Raw genomic sequence first — 18,108 nt, 5'->3', positions numbered from 1 at the left:
TGATGCGTGAACAAAAACAAAATTATTTCTTTGATGCCGTGATCTTAGTTGCTGCATTACTGATGCTTTATCCGATTTTCTGGCTGCTGTTTAGTGCCTTTAAACCTAGTAGTGACATTTTTCGAACGGCAACGGAGTTGATCCCCCGAAGCTGGACGTTAGAAAATTTTACCAAGGGGTTTGAAGGGATCGCAGGGATTCCCTTCATTCGCTATATTTTCAACTCGTTGCAAATCGCGTTGATTTCAATGGTAGGGGCGGTCTGTTCTTCGGCTGTCATTTCTTATGGATTTGGTCGAATTCCTTTCAAAGGAAAAGGCTTTTGGTTTGCTTGTATCTTGGTCACGATGATGCTGCCGCAAGAGATCATCATGGTTCCTCAGTATCTTTGGTTCAATCAATTAGGCTGGCTTAACTCGATTCGTCCGGTAACCGTTCCTTCATACTTCGGACAGGCCTTCTTTATTTTCATGATGGTTCAATTCGTCTCTGCGATCCCGACAGATTTAGATGAAGCAGCAAAAATGGACGGCTGTGGACGGGTCGGTATTTTCTTCCGCGTGATTCTACCGTTGATGAAGCCTTCCTTGGCAAACGCTGCGATCTTCTCTTTCTATTGGAAATGGGAAGAACTGATCGGACCGATGCTGTACCTTACACGTCCGCAAAACTACACAGTATCGATTGCCTTAAAGCAGTTCCTAGATGCTAGCAGCACCTCCAATTGGGGAGCGATGTTCGCGATGTCTGTCGTCTCCTTGCTGCCTGTGTTGATCATCTTCTTTATTTTCCAAAAATACATTGTTGAAGGCATCAGCACGACGGGTCTTAAATAAGTGTGGAAAAAGATATTCGCTGTTTTGGAATATCTTTTTTCTATTGAATGAATTCGTTGAAGAAAGGACAAACCGATGGAACCATTTCAAGTAATTGATTTTCATGTCGTACCAAGCACGATCGGCGCTCATCAAGCGACCCTTATTTGGGAGAAGCCGCTGCACGCTCAAGCTATTTTTGGTTATCAATTGTTTTTAGACAACGATTTGATCCAAACCAGACCAACAAACAAGACGCATTGGACGTTGACAAACTTATCTGCCGATCAAACGTATCAAGTAACGATCATCTGCCTCGATCATCAGGGGTGCCTGCTTACAAATACCGCAGTCACGACGACCTTTCGTACAAAGAAAAAAAGTGTTGTGTTAGATGTTACGCAAGCACCCTACCATGCTGATAGCGCAGGCAAAGAAGATAGTACCGCCATTCTCCAGCAAGCGATCAACGATTGCCCTAGCAATGGCACTGTCTGGATCCCAACAGGGGCGGTGATCCTTTCTGGTGCGTTGGAGCTAAAAAGCAATATGATTTTTCAGGTAGATGGCACATTGCAAGCAAGCCTCGACATAGAAACGTATCGGGTTGCCCCTCACGAGTATTTAGGAAGCGTGAATCAAGAGGGCTTACCATTAAGCCGTTATGAAGGCTGGGAATTGTTTTGCTTTCGTTCATTGATCAACATTGGGTATATCGATCAAGGCGATCGAGGGCGTATCGTTTGTGAAAATGTCCGTCTTTGTGGCAAAGGGACGATCATTGGTGGCGGGAATCCATTAGGACTGGCGATGCGAAACCCTTATGCAGATCGTGAACAGTATCCAGAATATGTTTCTGATGGAAAACCTGGAAGACGAGTAAGGGGACGTTTGATCTGTATGATGCAGGCCAAAAACATCCATTTGACAGAGCTGACGTTGATTGATCCACCATGCTGGACTGTTCATATGATTTACTGTGACACCGTTGTGACCCATGGGGTGAATATTCAGTCCAAAGGCATCGACAATGGCGATGGTTGGGATCCAGATTCTTCGCAAAACTTGCTGATTTTTGACACCGTTTTTGATACGGGTGATGATTGTATCGCAATCAAATCTGGCAAAAATCCAGAAGGAAATCAGATCAATAGACCAGCGAAAAATATTCGGTTGTTTGATTTGGCTATTCGAGGAGGACATGGCATCGCGATTGGTAGTGAGCAATCTGGTGGTGTCGAAAATATCACTTTTCGAGATTGTCAACTGACCAATACGCTTTATGGGCTAGAATTGAAAGCGCAGAATGATCGTGGTGGCTATATTCGTCAAGTGACGATCACCGATTGCCTGTTGGATCGTTTCATGGCTCATCCTGTTGCTTACAATGCCGATGGTCAGGCAGCCCAACAGTTACCGATCATTTCGGATATTTTGGTCAAGAATACCCGTATCGTAGGGCAGAACCCTTTGGTCGAGCTAAAAGGGTTTGTCGATGAACAAGCACAGCAGGTTTCACCGATCCAACGCGTTGCTTTTGAGTCAGTTGCCTTTGAATCAGCTAAAGGGCAAAAGAAAATGATTTTTGAACAGTGTCAGGAGGTCAGCTTTAAAGAGGCAGCGATCATTGATCGAGCGACCATAAGTGACGCAATAAGTTGCCAAGAAACAGTCGAACTATCCATGGTGGGACAAAAGAAACGCACGTAGAACAAGCTTTTGAAAATGATCTGCGTTGGTTCTCCCAATGAGAAACAGTTAGTTAAGCACCTTATTTCCTACCTTGACAGGTTGCGCCTTTTTGCTTTTGTAGACAAAAAGGCGCATTTTTCTAACAAGAAAGGACGATGCAAAAAAAGACGATCCCCAGAAATCAAAAAGGATTTTCTTTTCCCGCTAAGGGGACTATAGTAAAGAATGTAGGGAAAAGGACGCCAGAAAGCACATGGGAAAAGACAACGAGATGTGCCAAGAGGAACGCTTTACTTGATGGACAGCGCCAGTAAGAAGCACTCAGTTCTATCCAACGAAATGATAGATGAAAAAAGGTTGGCGATGCGCAAATTTTTAAAAGTCATGGATATCGACAAACCTATTTGTAGCGTAAAACAAAAGCGTAGGAGGTAAGCAAGAATGGAAGATATCACGCAATTATTGCAACGAGAAATTGACCAAGCATCAACTGTGCAGGGAACAGTGATTACACCACCCGGCGCCTATCAAATCGGCGCATTGTTTTTAAAAAGCAATGTGCACTTGATTGTCTCAGAGGATACGATTCTGTATGGTAGTCAAGAACTGGCCGATTATCCCGAAGTAGATAATCGGGTCGCAGGGATCAATATGAAGTGGCCTGCAGCGATGATCAATATTTTTCACGCAGAAAATGTCATGATCTCGGGAAAAGGGAAACTTGATGGTCGTGGAGAAACATGGTGGCAAACGTTTTGGGGAACAGATGAAGCCAGCGAGATGATGGCGGATTATGCAAAGAAAGGCTTGCGCTGGGCAGCAGATTATGATTCCAAGCGTCCACGGAATATCCTTGTTTATGAAAGTCAGCAAGTAACCATCAAAGATATTTCGTCGGTACAGTCGGGTTTTTGGAATACCCAAATCACGTATTCTCACCACATATTGATCGACGGCATCACGATAGACAATGGAAAAGGGCCTAGTACTGATGGCATCGATATTGATTACTGTGAAGAAGTCACGATTCAAAATGCCTACATTTCCTGCAACGATGACAATATCTCGATTAAAGCGGGACGTGGGGCGGAAGCCTTAGCCCAGCAAAGAAGCTGTCGGAAAATCACGATCAAAGACTGTCAATTAGGGTATGGTTCAGGAATTGCTATTGGTAGTGAAACTTCTGGTGGGATCGAAGATATCACGATCCAAAAAGTCGTCTTTGAGCAAACTGGCGCAGGGTTTCGGATCAAATCCGCCAATAATCGAGGTGGATTTATACGCAAGGTCACTGCTTCGGATTTAACGATGAAGGATGTTGGCTTTCCTTTTCTCTTACAAACAAATTGGTACCCAGATTATAGTTATCCAGAACTGCCAGCTGATTATGCGGAAGAGATTCCCGACTATTGGCACAAATTGATGGCACAACCAGCTATTCCAGTAGGTCCAGCAAAGGTCTGCGACATTACTATTGAAAACGTGCAAGCTACCAAAACAGGACAACAAAGCGTGCGTGCTTTTTTCATCGAGGCCAGCCCAGCAGAACCGATCCGCAATCTAACATTGAAAAATCTTTCCATCCATGCCGATGAGTTCGGCAAGATTGCAGGGGTTGAGAACTTAAAGATGGTGGAAACGATCGTCACTGCGTTAGCGCCAACCTTGGATCAAAATGATGTGTATGAGCGGTAGTACTCTTTCTGTCAAATATGAATAAGTGGTGATCCGCTTAGTACTACAAAACTGATGAATTATCAAAGAAGACCAATGAGTTGGTCTTTTTTTCATGATAAGGTGTTTCCAAATCTCTCACGAATAAGAACATCAGTACTTAGGCTACCCTTTCTACAACGAGAATTTAAGAATGATAGGAATCAGAAAAACTGCGATAATTAAATTGATTGAGCGAACTAAGAACACGAAGAACTATTTATTCTTTTTTCCTATAATTTACGATACCTGCAAATGTAGAGCAAAACTCCCAACCCAGCCATATATCAACGATTAACAAAAAATGTCAATTGCTGGAAATCCAGCTTTTCGTTGTGCTTTTGGTATTGAAAGCGGTTTATTTAATCGAGCTCAACAACAAAATCTAAGGAGGAAAAGTAGTGAAAAAATTAAGTACGATTCTTGGTTTGGGGTTACTATCAGTCGCCTTTTTGTCGGCATGTGGGAAGGAGGAAGCAGGTTCCACAACAGATTATGATACGATTTCGATTTTATCGCCGTACATTGAAACTGAACCACCTGCAAGTGACAACGAGATTTTGAAGCAATTAGAAGCTTACACTGGCAAAAACATTGATATTACCTGGGCACCCAATACATCCTACGAGGATAAAATGAATATTACGTTAGCTTCAGATGATATTCCAGAAGTGATGGTCATTCAAGGAAAATCAGGAGGATTTATCAAGTCAGCAGAAAATGGCGCTTTTTGGGATTTGACCGACTATTTAGCTGATTATCCTAATCTCTCTCAATCTAACGAGGATGTTTTGCGTAATTCTTCTGTGAATGGCAAAGTGTACGGAATTTATCGGAAACGTGATGCGATGCGGACGGCGGTGATCATCCGGAAAGATTGGTTAGAAAACTTAAACTTAGAGGTACCAGAAACGATCGATGATCTCTATGAGGTTGCCAAAGCATTTACTGAGAACGATCCCGATGGGAATGGTGAAAATGATACGTTTGGTTTGATTATTCCCCAATGGCCTGGCTCGATCAATTCAAATAGTCCTTACGATGTGTTAGCTACTTGGTTTGGGGCAGGAAATGCTTGGAAAGAAATAGACGGCACTTTAGAGCCATCCTTTATGCAACCAGAATACCTAGAATCAATGCAATTTGTTAAAGATATGGTGGAACAAGGCTATGTCAATCGTGATTTTGCAACTATGGCAGCAGATAAATGGGATGAGCCGTTTATCAATGGACGTGGTGGGATCATTATTGATACGTATTCACGAGCAGCACAAATCAGTAATAAATTATTGCAAGCTGGAGAAGAAGACCTCGTCGTCTTTACAGGGAATTTAAAAGATAATAACGGTACGATGAATGCGTTACCGACAGATGGCTATTCTGGTTTCTTGGCGATTCCTAAGTCGAGTGTCCAGACAGAGGAACATCTAAAAGAGGTGTTGACGTTCCTTGATAAATTAAATGATAAAGAAGCACAGGTATTGCTGAACAACGGAATTGAAGGAATTAATTTCGAAGTAGTGGATGGAATGTCCGTCGCACTAGAAGGATCAGAAGCTGAAGCGCTAGCCAATGCGGTCAAAGGGTACTCACAAATTGGGATGAATGTAACGGAAGATACCCTGTACTATATTGCTAAACCTGATACAGAAGCGGCTACTGAAAGCTATGAAAAACGATTGTCACTGATGGAAGCTGATTTAGAGCACGCTGTCTTTAACCCAGCAGCCTCCTTTAATACAGATACGTATGTAACAAAAGGGGCACAGCTTGATCAGATCATTAGTGATGCGCGGGTTCAATTTATTGCAGGACAAATCGATGAAGCGGGTTGGGAAGCTGCGATCGAACTTTGGAAGAATCAAGGAGGCACGCAGCTGATGGAAGAAACGAATGCCCTTCATCAAGCACAATAACGACAGTCGAAGAAGGTTGAGTGGATCTTGCTCTCAACCTTTTTCTTTTTCAATGATTTTTTTCAGCTAATAAAATGGAGTAATAGTCAAGTGAGACGAGACAGGTAGTAAGAAATCAGAAAAGAAAAAATGGAAACAAGCAAATGAAAACCCTAATCTAACGCTTGATATCAAAGAATTCAAAAAAAGTCAATTGTTAGAAATGTAGGTCAAGTTTACTATGAAAAGAGAAAAGCAGCTCATATACGCATAAAAGGAGAAGAAATGTTAGCGAAATTGATCTATGAAAATCCGCTGAATCAAGCAGCAGATATTCAACACTTTATTGCTGAAGGAGAGCCCAAAATTACTTTCCAAGACGGGATGATTCTGGCAAATACGTATTCTGAAGAATCAAACAAACAACCACATTTTGTTTTATGGCTGCCTCAACAATTTCCAGCGGACCTACGAATCACCTGGCAGTTTCAACCACTGGCTGAACCAGGCTTATGTATGCTCTTTTTTGCAGCAGCCAATCGCAAGGGTGGCTCGATCTTCGATTCTGGAGTACCCAAACGAACCGGGGCATATCCCGAGTATCATTCTGGAGGGATCAATGCTTACCACCTTTCTTATTTTCGAAGAAAGTATGAGGAGGAACGGGCGTTTGAAACGTGTAATTTGCGCAAAAGCCATGGGTTTCATCTGGTCGCCCAAGGCGCAGATCCACTTCCGAGTGTAGCAGATGCCCGAGGGTTTTATCACCTAAGAATCGATAAGGTAGGTGCAACGATCTCCTTTTGGATCAACGACTTATTGGTGTTAAGGTACCTTGATGAGGAACAGTTTGGTCCCGTATTAACCAAAGGAGCGATCGGATTTCGGCAAATGGCGCCAATGAAGGCCCGCTATAAAGACTTAAAGGTATATTCCTTAGAGGAGGAACGGTGATGAATTGGCAGAAAGCATATCAAGCAGCAGATTTTGTCTTTTATTGTTTACTGATAAATGTAACCGTTATTATAGGTGCGCTAGTAGGTGGGATCATCTTTGGACTGGCGCCTAGCGTACAAGCAGGATTCCACGTAGCAAAGAAAACCCTTAAACAGGAATCGCCGCCTTTTTTTCAAACGTTCTTTGGGTATTACCGCAGGAACTTTTGGCGATCGAATCGCTTGGGCTTACCGATCATTCTCTTTTATTTGTGCCCCATGGTAGTGATCCAGCAAAGATTTTTAGCGGCATTGACTCAAACAGGCTTGATCCTATTGATCGTTAGCCAATGCGTCGCGATCGCTGTGATCAATACATTGCTTAGCATGTACGAATATTATGTGCTCCCAACGAAGAAGTACCTAGGCGCTTCACTACGCTTTCTTTTCTTTCAACCTATTGGCACCTTTTTAGGCGTCCTTTGGTTTGGGATTTGTAGTACGATCAGCTTTTTTCTCCCCGGTCTCCTGCCATTCTTAAGTATTGGGATGTGGATCATTGGCACAATGGGGATTTACTTGAAATTATTTGATGAAAATGAACAAAAGCTAAAGCAACAAAACGATGCAGTTCAACCTGCAGAGAGGGAAGAGGAGGAAATCGAACATGGCATTGAAATGGCTCAAAAATAAACCTAAGGGAAAACGTGGGCTGAGTTTTGGGTATCCATGGGAAAAAGGGGCTTTACAACCTGAGGTTCTAAGTGAGGAACTGTTTTTGCTGGGTGAGGAGCCGTTGCAAACGAAAGTACTGGCTTACTGGCCAGATGGCAGTGTGAAATGGACAGGACACAGTGGTCTGGTGGCAGAAACGACGCAGTTACTTTTTCAAAGAAAACAGCGTGTCCAGAAGAAACAGGCGATTGCTAGGGAAGCTTACAATGGTATTTATTTTGACAATGGTACGATCAAAGGCTTCTTCCCGAAACATGGGGAAGGGAAAAATGTATTGGACTGGGTAGTGGTCAATGGGCAGAAAAAATTGCAAGATCTTCACGCAATCCTGCAATACCAAAACAAAAAGGTGCAGTCCAAAGTAATGGACTTGATGTTGGAAGAAAATGGTTCCGAGAAAGCCGTTATCAAAGTATCGGGCGTCATCGAGATCGATCAAGAAGTGGTGCAAGAGTTTATTTTACGGTTCCGCATCTTTCGCGAAATCAGCAAATTGGAAATCATTCATACGGTCATTATCATCAAACCACTTGCTTATGAAGGCATGGGGATAGCATTTGATTATGCGTTGACAGGTGAAAATTGGAATCGACAAGTCAAATTTATTGCAGATGCTGTGTATCATGAAGCGGCGCAATTGTTACTTTCACGTCGACACTATCAGCAAAACATTCCCTATCAAGAACAAGCCAGTGGACAGCTCGTTTCATTGACCCCAGCGGACGAGCCGATGCTGTCTCATGCGGTGGAAAATGCTATTTGGGACAATTTTCGGGTCAATCAAATCAATCATCGGTTATTTGAATTAGAAAAACAGACCGAAGCTGGGTACTGTTGGTTGCCCATTGGGGATGGCGAGTATTATTCAGGTACCTTTTACGTTGGGGGAGAAACCGGCGGCGTTGCTTGCAGCATGGAGAAATTTTGGGAAAAAGCACCATCTGCGATCGAGGTGGCAGGCATCACCCAAAAAGAAACCCAAATCACGATGTGGCAGTGGTCACCGAATGCCAAGCCAATGGATTTTCAGCACTATTCCAAACGGGATCATATGCTTAGCGGATACGAAGGAATGGAAGAGATTCGTTCGACGGCAGTTGGCGTAGCAAATACGACGCGTTGTTGGTTGGATCTTTATGAAGAAGCCCCGTCAGAAGAAGTGTTGCTGGGCTTAGCTCAAGAAAACCAAGAACCTGCACAGATCGTTTCATTGCCAGAGCGTTATCAAGAGACGAAGGTTTTTGGCAGGATCAGTTTACCAGACGAATCAACGAAAACGAAACAGTTGCTGGAGCAACAATTAGCTAAGATGCGTCAATTCTATTTAGCAGAAGTCCAACAAAGAGGTTGGTATGGCTATTGGAACTATGGTGATGTCATGCATACCTATGATCAGTTTCGACACCAATGGCGCTACGATCTTGGTGGGTACGCTTGGCAAAACACTGAATTGGTCCCTAACATGTGGCTTTGGTTAGATTTTTTACGGACTGGTGATCCAAGCGTCTACTATCTGGCTGAAAGCATGACGAGACATACTTCAGAAGTCGATCAGTATCATGCTGGTGAATACAAAGGATTGGGGTCTCGGCATAATGTCGTTCATTGGGGCTGCCAAGCCAAAGAAGTTCGAATTTCAATGGCGGGTCTGCATCGCTACTACTACTATTTGACAGCGGATGAACGTATTGGGGAGGTCATGGAACAAGTCAAAGACAATGAAACCTATGCTTTTGATGCGTTACCACCGATGCGCGAGTTTTATGAACGAGAAACGAAGCGGATACCGATCCGAATCGGACCAGATTGGGCTGCGCTAGTCTCGAACTGGTTTACCCAATGGGAACGGACGAATGATCCTGTTTACCTTGAAAAAATTCGCACAGGAATCACCTGCATCAAAGCCATGCCCCAGCGCCTTTTGTCTGGTCCCACAGTGTTATTTGATCCGCAAGACAAAACCTTATCTTATATGGGAACAGGGAATTTTGGCGGCTATCACATGGTCATTTCCTTTGGGGCGCCGCAAGTTTGGTTAGAACTTGCTCAAGTGCTGGAAGACCCCGAGTGGACAGAGATGTTAGGGGAGTTTGGCTGGTTTTATAGCTTGAGTCCTGAGAGAAAAGCAGAAGAGTCAAACGAGGTACTGACGGAACCTCATTTTGCCTGGCCAATGTTTGCGTCGACGATGATGGCCTTTGCTGGGCGAGTGCGTAACGATCAAGCAATCAGCCAAAGGGCTTGGCACTTATTGCTTGATAATGACAAATCGGGTGTTCCATTGCCGATCGAAGCGACCATTGAAGCAGCGACAACGTGGAAAAAAATAAAAGAAATGCCGTGGGTATCGACCAATGTGTTGTCACAGTGGGGTCTAAATACGATTTGTTGTTTAGCACTGATCGGAGCGGAGTTAGAGGAGGAGAATGAATGGAAACAACAATAAAAAAAGTGCCGAAAACGAAAGAGCAATGGGGGAGTTTTCTCAACCATTTTAAACAAAATAAATGGCTCTATATTTTGACGATTCCCGGGATCATCTATTTTGCAGTATTTCGTTATGCACCGATGTATGGGTTGATCATTGCTTTCAAAGATTATGTACCTTTTTTAGGAATCGCAGATAGTCCATGGGTTGGAACACAAAATTTTATGGATTTCTTCAATAATCCTGATTTCTTTCGGATCTTGTGGAACACGTTGATGATTGCCTTTTTAAACATCTTCTTTTCGTTTCCAGCACCCATCTTTTTGGCACTGTTACTGAATGAATTGCGCAACAAGCTGTTTCAGCGGACCATTCAAACCTTCGTCTATGTACCACATTTTCTTTCATGGACGATCGTCGTTAGTCTTTGGCATATCTTATTCAACATCGATCATGGAGCGATCACTCAATTTATCGCTTCGTTGACAGGCGTTGAAATCGACTTTCTCTCAGACCCGCAATGGTTCCGCCCCATGATCGTGATGCAATCGATTTGGAAAGAGATCGGATGGGGGACTATTATTTATTTAGCTGCCTTATCAGGTGTGGATCAGGAACAATACGAAGCCGCGATCATGGATGGTGCAGGACGTTTCCGTCGTGTGTGGCACATCACTTTGCCTGCGATTCGTTCGACGATCATCATTATGCTGATCATGCGGATCGGGTCGATTTTGTCTACTGGGTTTGATCAAATTTTCTTGATGACCAATCAGTTGAACCGAACAGTAGCAGATGTTTTTGATACGTATGTGTATATGATGGGGATCACCAATGGCGCTTACAGTTACTCAACAGCCGTCGGATTATTTAAATCGATCGTTGGGATCATCCTCGTACTTTGTACCAATAAATTAGCGAAACGCTTTGGCGAAAGCGGCTTATACTAAGGAGGAAAAAGATGGATACTTTACACAATACGAAGGCAGGGAAAATATTTGACATTTTTAATGCGCTATTTTTGGCATTGATTGGGTTATTCATGGTGATTCCTTTTATTTATGTGATCGCTGGTTCATTTGCTACGGAGTTAGAATTGACCACACGTTCGTTTTTCTTATGGCCAAATGAGATCAGTCTCGACTCCTATCGCTTTATTTTTTCAACCAACACCTTTATCCGTAGTTTGCTTGTAACGGTCGGCGTTACCATCGTTGGCACGCTGGTGCAGCTTTTCTGTACCTTCACCTTTGCCTATCCTTTATCACGCAAGCACCTAAAAGGACGGAACACCTTGTTGAATCTCGTGATTTTTGCAATGCTCTTTTCAGGTGGGATGATCCCAACGTTTATCGTGGTGAAAAATTTAGGACTGATCAATTCTTATTGGGCATTGATTTTGCCGATCGCGATCAATCCGTTCAACTTAATGATCATCAAAAACTTTTTCCAAGAAATGCCGATCGAATTGGAAGAATCCGCCAAGATGGACGGCTGTACGGAACTAGGGATTTTATGGAAAATCATTTTGCCTTTATCAAAACCAGTGATCGCGACCTTCACCCTTTTTTACGCCGTTGGTATCTGGAACGACTTTATGAGTGGATTGCTTTATATCAACGATTCAGCAAAATGGCCGATTCAGTTATTGTTAAGACAGATCACGATGGCGTCCAGTGGTGCCAATGCGTTAGCAAGTATGGACCCCAACTATGTGCCGCCGGAACAAGGAATCAAATTTGCAGTCATCATTGTGGCGACTTTGCCAATTTTGATCTTCTATCCGTTTTTGCAAAAACATTTTGCCAAAGGAATGCTGATTGGATCCGTCAAAGGATGATACACTTCAATAGTTGTGGATAGGTTGTCATGCGTTTTTTCGCATGACAATTTGTTACATAAAATCTATTACAAGGGTGTTTGGGAATGAAGTACTTTAAAACAGGCGGTTTTCATCGAAAACTGCAGCTAGCCAGTCTATGGATCGTCGTGCCGCTATTAGCCGTTGCAATTTTTTTGCATGCCTATTTGATCGGACCATTACAACGATCGTATCAAGAACTAAACAATCGCCAAGTCGAAGGAATCGTTAGTAACATCAACCAACAGTTCTCGCAGCTGGAAGTGACTTTAAGCGTTTGGGGGCAATCGTTTCAAAGGCGCTACCAAGAAGATTTATTGGAAACGACGAATTATCAGACGTTGATCCAGCTGTCGGAAGAATTGTTTTACTTAACCAATAGCTCCAATTATGTCAATCGAATCGGTATTTATTCGCTCGGAGAGGCGCCCTTTGGGATTGAAAGTGGCGGCACGTATGAATTAACGCTCGAGCAAACCAAAACAGCATTTGAACGCTATCGGATCGATAATGGTAGGCAGTATCAGTGGAAGATCATTGAAGAAGAGGATGAATTGATTTTTGTACAAAACATTGATAGCCAAGGCGAAGATCAGCCTAAAAATTTTTTAGTTGCAACGATCGACGAGCAATCATTGTTAAAGTATTTTTATGATACTCAAATTGAAAATGGTCTCGCAGCGATTTCCTTTAATCATGAGAGTTTTCGTTTTATTGGCGATCAGAACTTAGCGAATGTTATCCAACCGCTGAGTGAGGAGCATCAAGGAACCTGGGTCGAATCGATCAATGGCAATGATTATAGCATGATCGCCGTAAACAGTACGCGACTCAATCAAATATGGACATTTTATACCGTCGTTCCCTTAGCATTGATTACCGAGCCAGTCACTCATTTGGCTAGAGTGCTGATCGTCGTAAGTATTCTTTTTATTGCTTGTGTGGCAGTCATGAGTCTCTTTTTGGCAAAAAAACAATACCAACCTTTTGAAAAAACGATGGATCAGCTCTTTGGTAATACCCAATGGAAAAAAGAAAACGATCTGGAGTTTTTGGTGGACCGTTGGCAACAATTAAGTCGTGAAAAAGGATTGCTACAAAATCAGGCGGAACGCTTTCAAGATTCGCTCAAGCGGCAAGTGATCCAACATTTGATGGAAGGGTATTATGGCTATTTATCAGAGGAAGAATCGCAACAATTACTGCAGCAAAAAAACTGGCGCTTAAGTGACCAAGGGTATCGCTTGTTTTATTTCCAACTCAATGATCTATTAAGCAATCAAGCAAATTCACAAGATGAAACCCACATTTTGTTTGCGTTAGAAAACATTATAGCGGATGTCACAGCCATGTTTTTCCCAGAATCAACCATCGTTTCGTCAAATGAAGGACGGATTTTGGTTTTTGTGGTCAATCAAGAGCAACAACTGACAGATTACTTCACGATGGTCACCAAGCAAATCAATTTGATCGTCTGCCGTTATGTCACCATCGTTAGTTCGCAACAAGAAACTGAGATTCGCAAGTTGCCTGAAGTTACCCAACGTCTCAAAAAGCAAATCCATCTGCAACAGTTGATTCCCGAAAATCAAGTGCTTCAAAGAGAGAACATGCGCCCGCTGCCGAAGTATTCTCTTTCGCAAGAAAATTTGATTTTAACAGCGCTGAAAAGTGGCTATCATGAAGAATTGCAACGAAGTGTCCAGCGGTTTTTAGAACAGGTCGTGGCAGAAAACAATCAACAGGCCGCGGTGATCTATGTGGTCAATCGAATGTACGATCAAGTCGATTACCTTTTAAATGAAAATGGGGTCTCACGAACGGATTATGTATCGAAAACGGTTGTGTTAGAGCGAATCGAACGACTTTTGGACATCAATCAGATCCAAGCCTTTTTGTACCATCATTTCTTAAAGCCCGTTTCCATCCTCTGGCAAGAAAATGTCGCTAATTCTTATAGTGAAATGATCCAAAAAGTAGCGGAGTACATCCAATCTGATTTTCGCAATGAACAAATTTCCTTAGAATACGTTGCGGATCGTTTCGAAGTCGACCCAATCTTTTTGAGTAAGGAGTTCAAGCGTGCCAAGCAGGTCAACTTTATTGATTATTTAACTAATGTTCGCATCGTAGAAGCAAAACGGCAGTTGCTAGAAACCGATCATCAAATCAATGAAATCGCCGAAAACCTTGGGTATAATCCCAGTTACTTCAATCGTTTATTTAAAAAGTGCACGGGGATGACCCCAGGACAATATCGAAAAGGTCAGAGCTGATCACTGTTGGTTGCTGCGGAAAAGCTCGTATTTTCGCAGCTTTTGCTCTGATTTTTCCATGTTTTCGTCAGCGAATGTCTTGTATAATAGAAAAGAAAGCGATTTCTAATACAGCTTATGTTCAGCAAGAAAACCAGTGGACTTGTCAAAGCTGTTGAAAATCTGATAGTAAATAGATGGAGGAAGAAAAGAAATGAAAATCGTTTTAGGCGGAGATTCAACCGTGGCGGATTATCCCCTTGATCAACAGCCAATGATGGGCTGGGGACAAGCCTTACCAAGCTATCTACCCCCAGAAGTAAACGTACGCAATTTTGCAAAAAACGGCAGTACGACTCGTTCGTTTATCGAAGAAGGGTTGTTTGAGCAGCTCCTGCAAGAAGTCGAACCGAATACAGTCGTCCTACTGCAATTTGGACATAATGACCAAAAAGAGAAAAACCATGTCACGATGGAGGCATACATTGCTCATTTAACAGACATGATCCGTCAGATCAAAGAAAAAGCAGGAATCCCGATCCTGTGTACACCTGTTGAACGGCGGGTAGGAGAAGAGGGACGACTGGCGCATACGTTGTCAGCATTTTTACCTGTCTTAAGAGAACTTAGTCGAACGGAAGAAGTAGTTTTGTTTGATTTAAATCGCTATACCTATCATTATTATGACACATTAGGACTAGAAGCTTCCAAAGCACTCTTTGTGTGGTTAGCACCGAATGAGCATCCCAATTATCCTGCAGGTCTTGCAGATGATACCCACTTTTCAAAGCTCGGGGCGCATATGATCGCTCGCTACGTGGCGATTCGTTTACAGGCGTTTTTCCATGAGCAACCACTTTTTCCTGATATTTATTATGGCGCCTGCATGTATCCAGAAGTCTGGTCGGAAGAAATCATGCAAAGTGATAGTCACACGATGAAAACGTTGGGCATGAATTTTGCTAGAATTGGGGAATTCATGTGGCGTGACTTGGAGCCTAAACCTGGAGAATATGATTTTTCGTTGTTGGAACGTGCGCTAGAACAGTACCAAGCAAATGGCATCGATGTTTGCTTATGTATTCCAACGCCGACCCCACCCCGCTGGTTTACAAAACAGTACCCAGAAGCGTTGGTCACTAACCAAGATGGAACGAAGATGCATCACGGCTCAAGACAGCATGTCTGTACCAACAACGAGGACTTTCGCCGTTATGCCTATCGTTTGACGAGAAAAATCGCGGAGATTGCCGAAAAACATGAAAATGTCGTTATGTTGCAATTGGACAATGAGTTTAAATGTCATGTCGATCTATGTTACTGTACGACGTGCCAAACGCGTTGGCATACGTATTTAAAAGACAGCTATCAATCCGTGACTAACCTCAATGAGTGTTGGGGAACGAAGGTGTGGAGTGAGTGGTATGACGCATTTGAGGATGTCGTCTTGCCGCTAACAACCCCATTTTTGCATAATTCTTCCTTGATGAATGCCTTTCGCCGCTTTACCACTGATACGTTGAATGAGTTTGCACATGATCTTTGTCATTTTATCCGAATGGAGACCGCGTTACCCGTTACCCATTACCCATAACTCCGCTTTTGGGTTTAACTTGCAAAATGATGAGCTATTTGCTGATTTAGATATTGCTGGTTTTGATACGTATGCACCGGCAGACAACTATCCAGCGTATACGATGAACTTGGATCGTTGGCGGAATGTCAAACCGCGCAACAAGGAAATGTTATTGTTAGAAACTTGTACTGCCAACGCTGGTCATATTGAAAATTATGCGGCTCCTCGTCCTCATGGGTTTGTCACAAGTGAAGCGTTCATTGGCTATGCTGGGCATTTGAAATCCTTCTGCTTTTGGCATTTTCGTGGACATCGCTATGGTGTGGAGCAACCCCATAGTGCCGTGTTAACTGCTTGGGGAGAGCCAGATCGTGGGTATGAAGAGGTAGTTCGGATTGGCGAACTAAGACAACAGATCGCACCACTTTTAGCGGAAACGAAGTATGTATCAGCAAAAATAGCCATCATGTACTCGGATTACTCGAAACGCTTTTACACGATCGATCATGGGGGTGTTTATGATTATCGCAGCCTATTTACCGAATTTTACGGCAGTCTGATTCGCCAAGGGATTCGTGTAGAAATCATTCAAGAAAATAGTCCGTTAGAAGAGTATGATGTTGTTCTTGCCCCATTTGTTCGTTGGATAAGCCCTACTTTGCTGAAAAAATTTGCCGCCTTTACCGAAGCAGGAGGCAAGCTGATTTTAGGCCCGATGACAGGGGATCGGACCAAAGAGCTGGCGTGGCCAGCGACGAATGGTTTAGATCGTTTAGGAGAGTGGCTCGGGTTTGACCAAATCCAGCAGTTTACGGTGAAAGGACTGGCTTATCAGCTAACCTATGATGGCCTAGAAGAACCTTTGGATCATTTGGTCACAGTTTTTCACTGCCCAGAAGATTGGGAAACGATCGGACGAGGGAATGACCAAACGCTACTAGCTAAGAAACAACTGGCTCAAGGAGAGATCATCTATTTAGGTGCGCTACCTAGCAATTTAACAGACAGTTTGATATGGCAGTCGTTTTGTCGCAAAGAACTTTTCCCTTATGAATCAGATCGCCAGTTGATCAAATGTTCGGAAGGTGTGATGAAGTATCGCAGAGAGTCAGCGACCCATGTCCAACTTTGGATCAGTAACTTAGGTATGACGACAGCTGACTTTACCTTACCTCTCCCCGGATTCGAACGCTTGTCAGGGGAAGCGCTGACGCGCGGTAACCATAGGCTAAAACCTTATGAAAATTTGATTATTGAATGGGAAAAAACAGTAGAAAGCGAGGAGTCAGATGATTCATTTAGCCATCCGAGGGCATGATCTCTCAGGAGAATATACACCAAAGCAGTTAGCACAAGCCATAGGTGCAAAGAAAATAAAAAACGTTCAGTTTGCCTTGAATGTGTCTTTTCCAGATCTAAGTGCTCCTGAAAAGATGAATCCAGGTATGGGGACCTTCTTCAAGAATGAATTCCAAGAACAAGGCGTTCAAATCGCTTTGTTAAGTTGTTATAGTAACTTGATTCACCCCGAACCAGGGGAACGAGAAAAAATCTTACAGAAATTTGAGAGCTATTTATTCCATGCCCGTTATTTTGGTGCCAGCATGGTGGCTTCAGAAACAGGCTCAGTCATTGCCGCGCTGGGATATAGCGAAGAGAATTTTTCGGATGAGGTTTTTGAAGACTTGATCCATGTGATCCAGCGACTCGTTCGAGTGGGAGAAAAACATCAAATCATGGTAGGGATCGAAGCTGGACTGAATCATCCGCTGTATTCGAATCAGCGCATCGTCGAGCTGATTGAACGTGTTCCTTCTGATTATTTAGGGATCATTTACGATCCAACGAATTTGATCACCGCAAAAACAGCTGCTGATCAAGTCGCATTGGTAGAAGAAGCATTTACTCTTTTCGGAGAGAAAATCGTCTGCTTGCACCTAAAGGATTTTCAACTCTCGGGAGAAGAAGTGATCCCTGTCCCGTTAGGTGAAGGACAAATACGGTATCCAGAAATTTTGCAGCTTCTGATCAAACACAAGCCATACTGTTACGTGGTGCTAGAAGAAACAAAAGACGCTGGGATCGATCGTGCGGTGGCGTTGCTTGAAGAGAGATTTGGACAGGGTGGCTCTTACAACTAACACAATATTTTCAAGTAGCTGCTTGATAACGAAAGCACGTGCTGGTAGAAAAGCCAGTACGT

General features: G+C 43.1%; 13 protein-coding genes. All 13 read left to right on the top strand.

The genetic code is table 11. From position 1 onward, the window contains the following. Positions 1-2: 2 nt before the first annotated feature. Entirely contained in the window at positions 3-836 is an 834-nt protein-coding gene (locus CO692_RS03875; protein ID WP_005234188.1) for a carbohydrate ABC transporter permease, read from the top strand. 75 nt (positions 837-911) lie between these two features. Next, on the top strand, positions 912-2,525 hold the full coding sequence (locus CO692_RS03870; RefSeq protein ID WP_096741597.1) for a glycosyl hydrolase family 28 protein: 1,614 nt from the start codon (positions 912-914) through the stop codon (positions 2,523-2,525). 423 nt (positions 2,526-2,948) lie between these two features. Then, positions 2,949-4,202, top strand: coding sequence for a glycoside hydrolase family 28 protein (locus CO692_RS03860; RefSeq protein ID WP_096741596.1), 1,254 nt, complete (start codon positions 2,949-2,951; stop codon positions 4,200-4,202). Between the two features lie 419 nt (positions 4,203-4,621). Then, entirely contained in the window at positions 4,622-6,136 is a 1,515-nt protein-coding gene (locus CO692_RS03855; protein ID WP_096741595.1) for an extracellular solute-binding protein, read from the top strand. A 264-nt stretch (positions 6,137-6,400) separates the two neighbouring features. Then, the gene (locus tag CO692_RS03850) at positions 6,401-7,069 is read left to right on the top strand and encodes a DUF1961 family protein (protein WP_081117544.1); all 669 of its coding nucleotides are present in this window, start codon (positions 6,401-6,403) and stop codon (positions 7,067-7,069) included. Next, on the top strand, positions 7,069-7,743 hold the full coding sequence (locus CO692_RS03845) for a YesL family protein (protein ID WP_096741594.1): 675 nt from the start codon (positions 7,069-7,071) through the stop codon (positions 7,741-7,743). The genes CO692_RS03850 and CO692_RS03845 overlap by 1 nt, the downstream gene beginning before the upstream one ends. After that, complete coding sequence (locus tag CO692_RS03840) at positions 7,718-10,231, top strand: hypothetical protein (protein WP_096741593.1); 2,514 nt, start codon at positions 7,718-7,720, stop codon at positions 10,229-10,231. The genes CO692_RS03845 and CO692_RS03840 overlap by 26 nt, the downstream gene beginning before the upstream one ends. After that, complete coding sequence (locus tag CO692_RS03835; protein ID WP_005234199.1) at positions 10,216-11,163, top strand: ABC transporter permease; 948 nt, start codon at positions 10,216-10,218, stop codon at positions 11,161-11,163. Before CO692_RS03840 ends, CO692_RS03835 begins: the two co-directional genes overlap by 16 nt. Before the next feature lie 11 nt (positions 11,164-11,174). Beyond that, on the top strand, positions 11,175-12,053 hold the full coding sequence (locus tag CO692_RS03830; protein WP_005234200.1) for a carbohydrate ABC transporter permease: 879 nt from the start codon (positions 11,175-11,177) through the stop codon (positions 12,051-12,053). Between the two features lie 86 nt (positions 12,054-12,139). Continuing rightward, positions 12,140-14,350: a helix-turn-helix transcriptional regulator gene (locus CO692_RS03825; protein WP_096741592.1), complete on the top strand. Its 2,211-nt coding sequence runs from the start codon at positions 12,140-12,142 to the stop codon at positions 14,348-14,350. 193 nt (positions 14,351-14,543) lie between these two features. Continuing rightward, the gene (locus CO692_RS03820; protein ID WP_264291240.1) at positions 14,544-15,923 is read left to right on the top strand and encodes a beta-galactosidase; all 1,380 of its coding nucleotides are present in this window, start codon (positions 14,544-14,546) and stop codon (positions 15,921-15,923) included. Continuing rightward, the gene (locus CO692_RS18010) at positions 15,865-17,223 is read left to right on the top strand and encodes a beta-galactosidase trimerization domain-containing protein (RefSeq protein WP_264291239.1); all 1,359 of its coding nucleotides are present in this window, start codon (positions 15,865-15,867) and stop codon (positions 17,221-17,223) included. The genes CO692_RS03820 and CO692_RS18010 overlap by 59 nt, the downstream gene beginning before the upstream one ends. Next, positions 17,195-18,046 (top strand): sugar phosphate isomerase/epimerase family protein, encoded by an 852-nt coding sequence (locus CO692_RS03815; protein ID WP_096741591.1) that lies wholly within the window; start codon positions 17,195-17,197, stop codon positions 18,044-18,046. Before CO692_RS18010 ends, CO692_RS03815 begins: the two co-directional genes overlap by 29 nt. Positions 18,047-18,108 lie beyond the last annotated feature (62 nt).

Origin of the sequence: Enterococcus sp. FDAARGOS_375, from assembly GCF_002393265.1 — a bacterium.
Taxonomy (GTDB): Bacteria; Bacillota; Bacilli; order Lactobacillales; family Enterococcaceae; genus Enterococcus_D; species Enterococcus_D innesii.
Note: the sequence above shows the minus strand (reverse complement) of the source record. Positions and strands in the feature narration are given on the sequence as shown.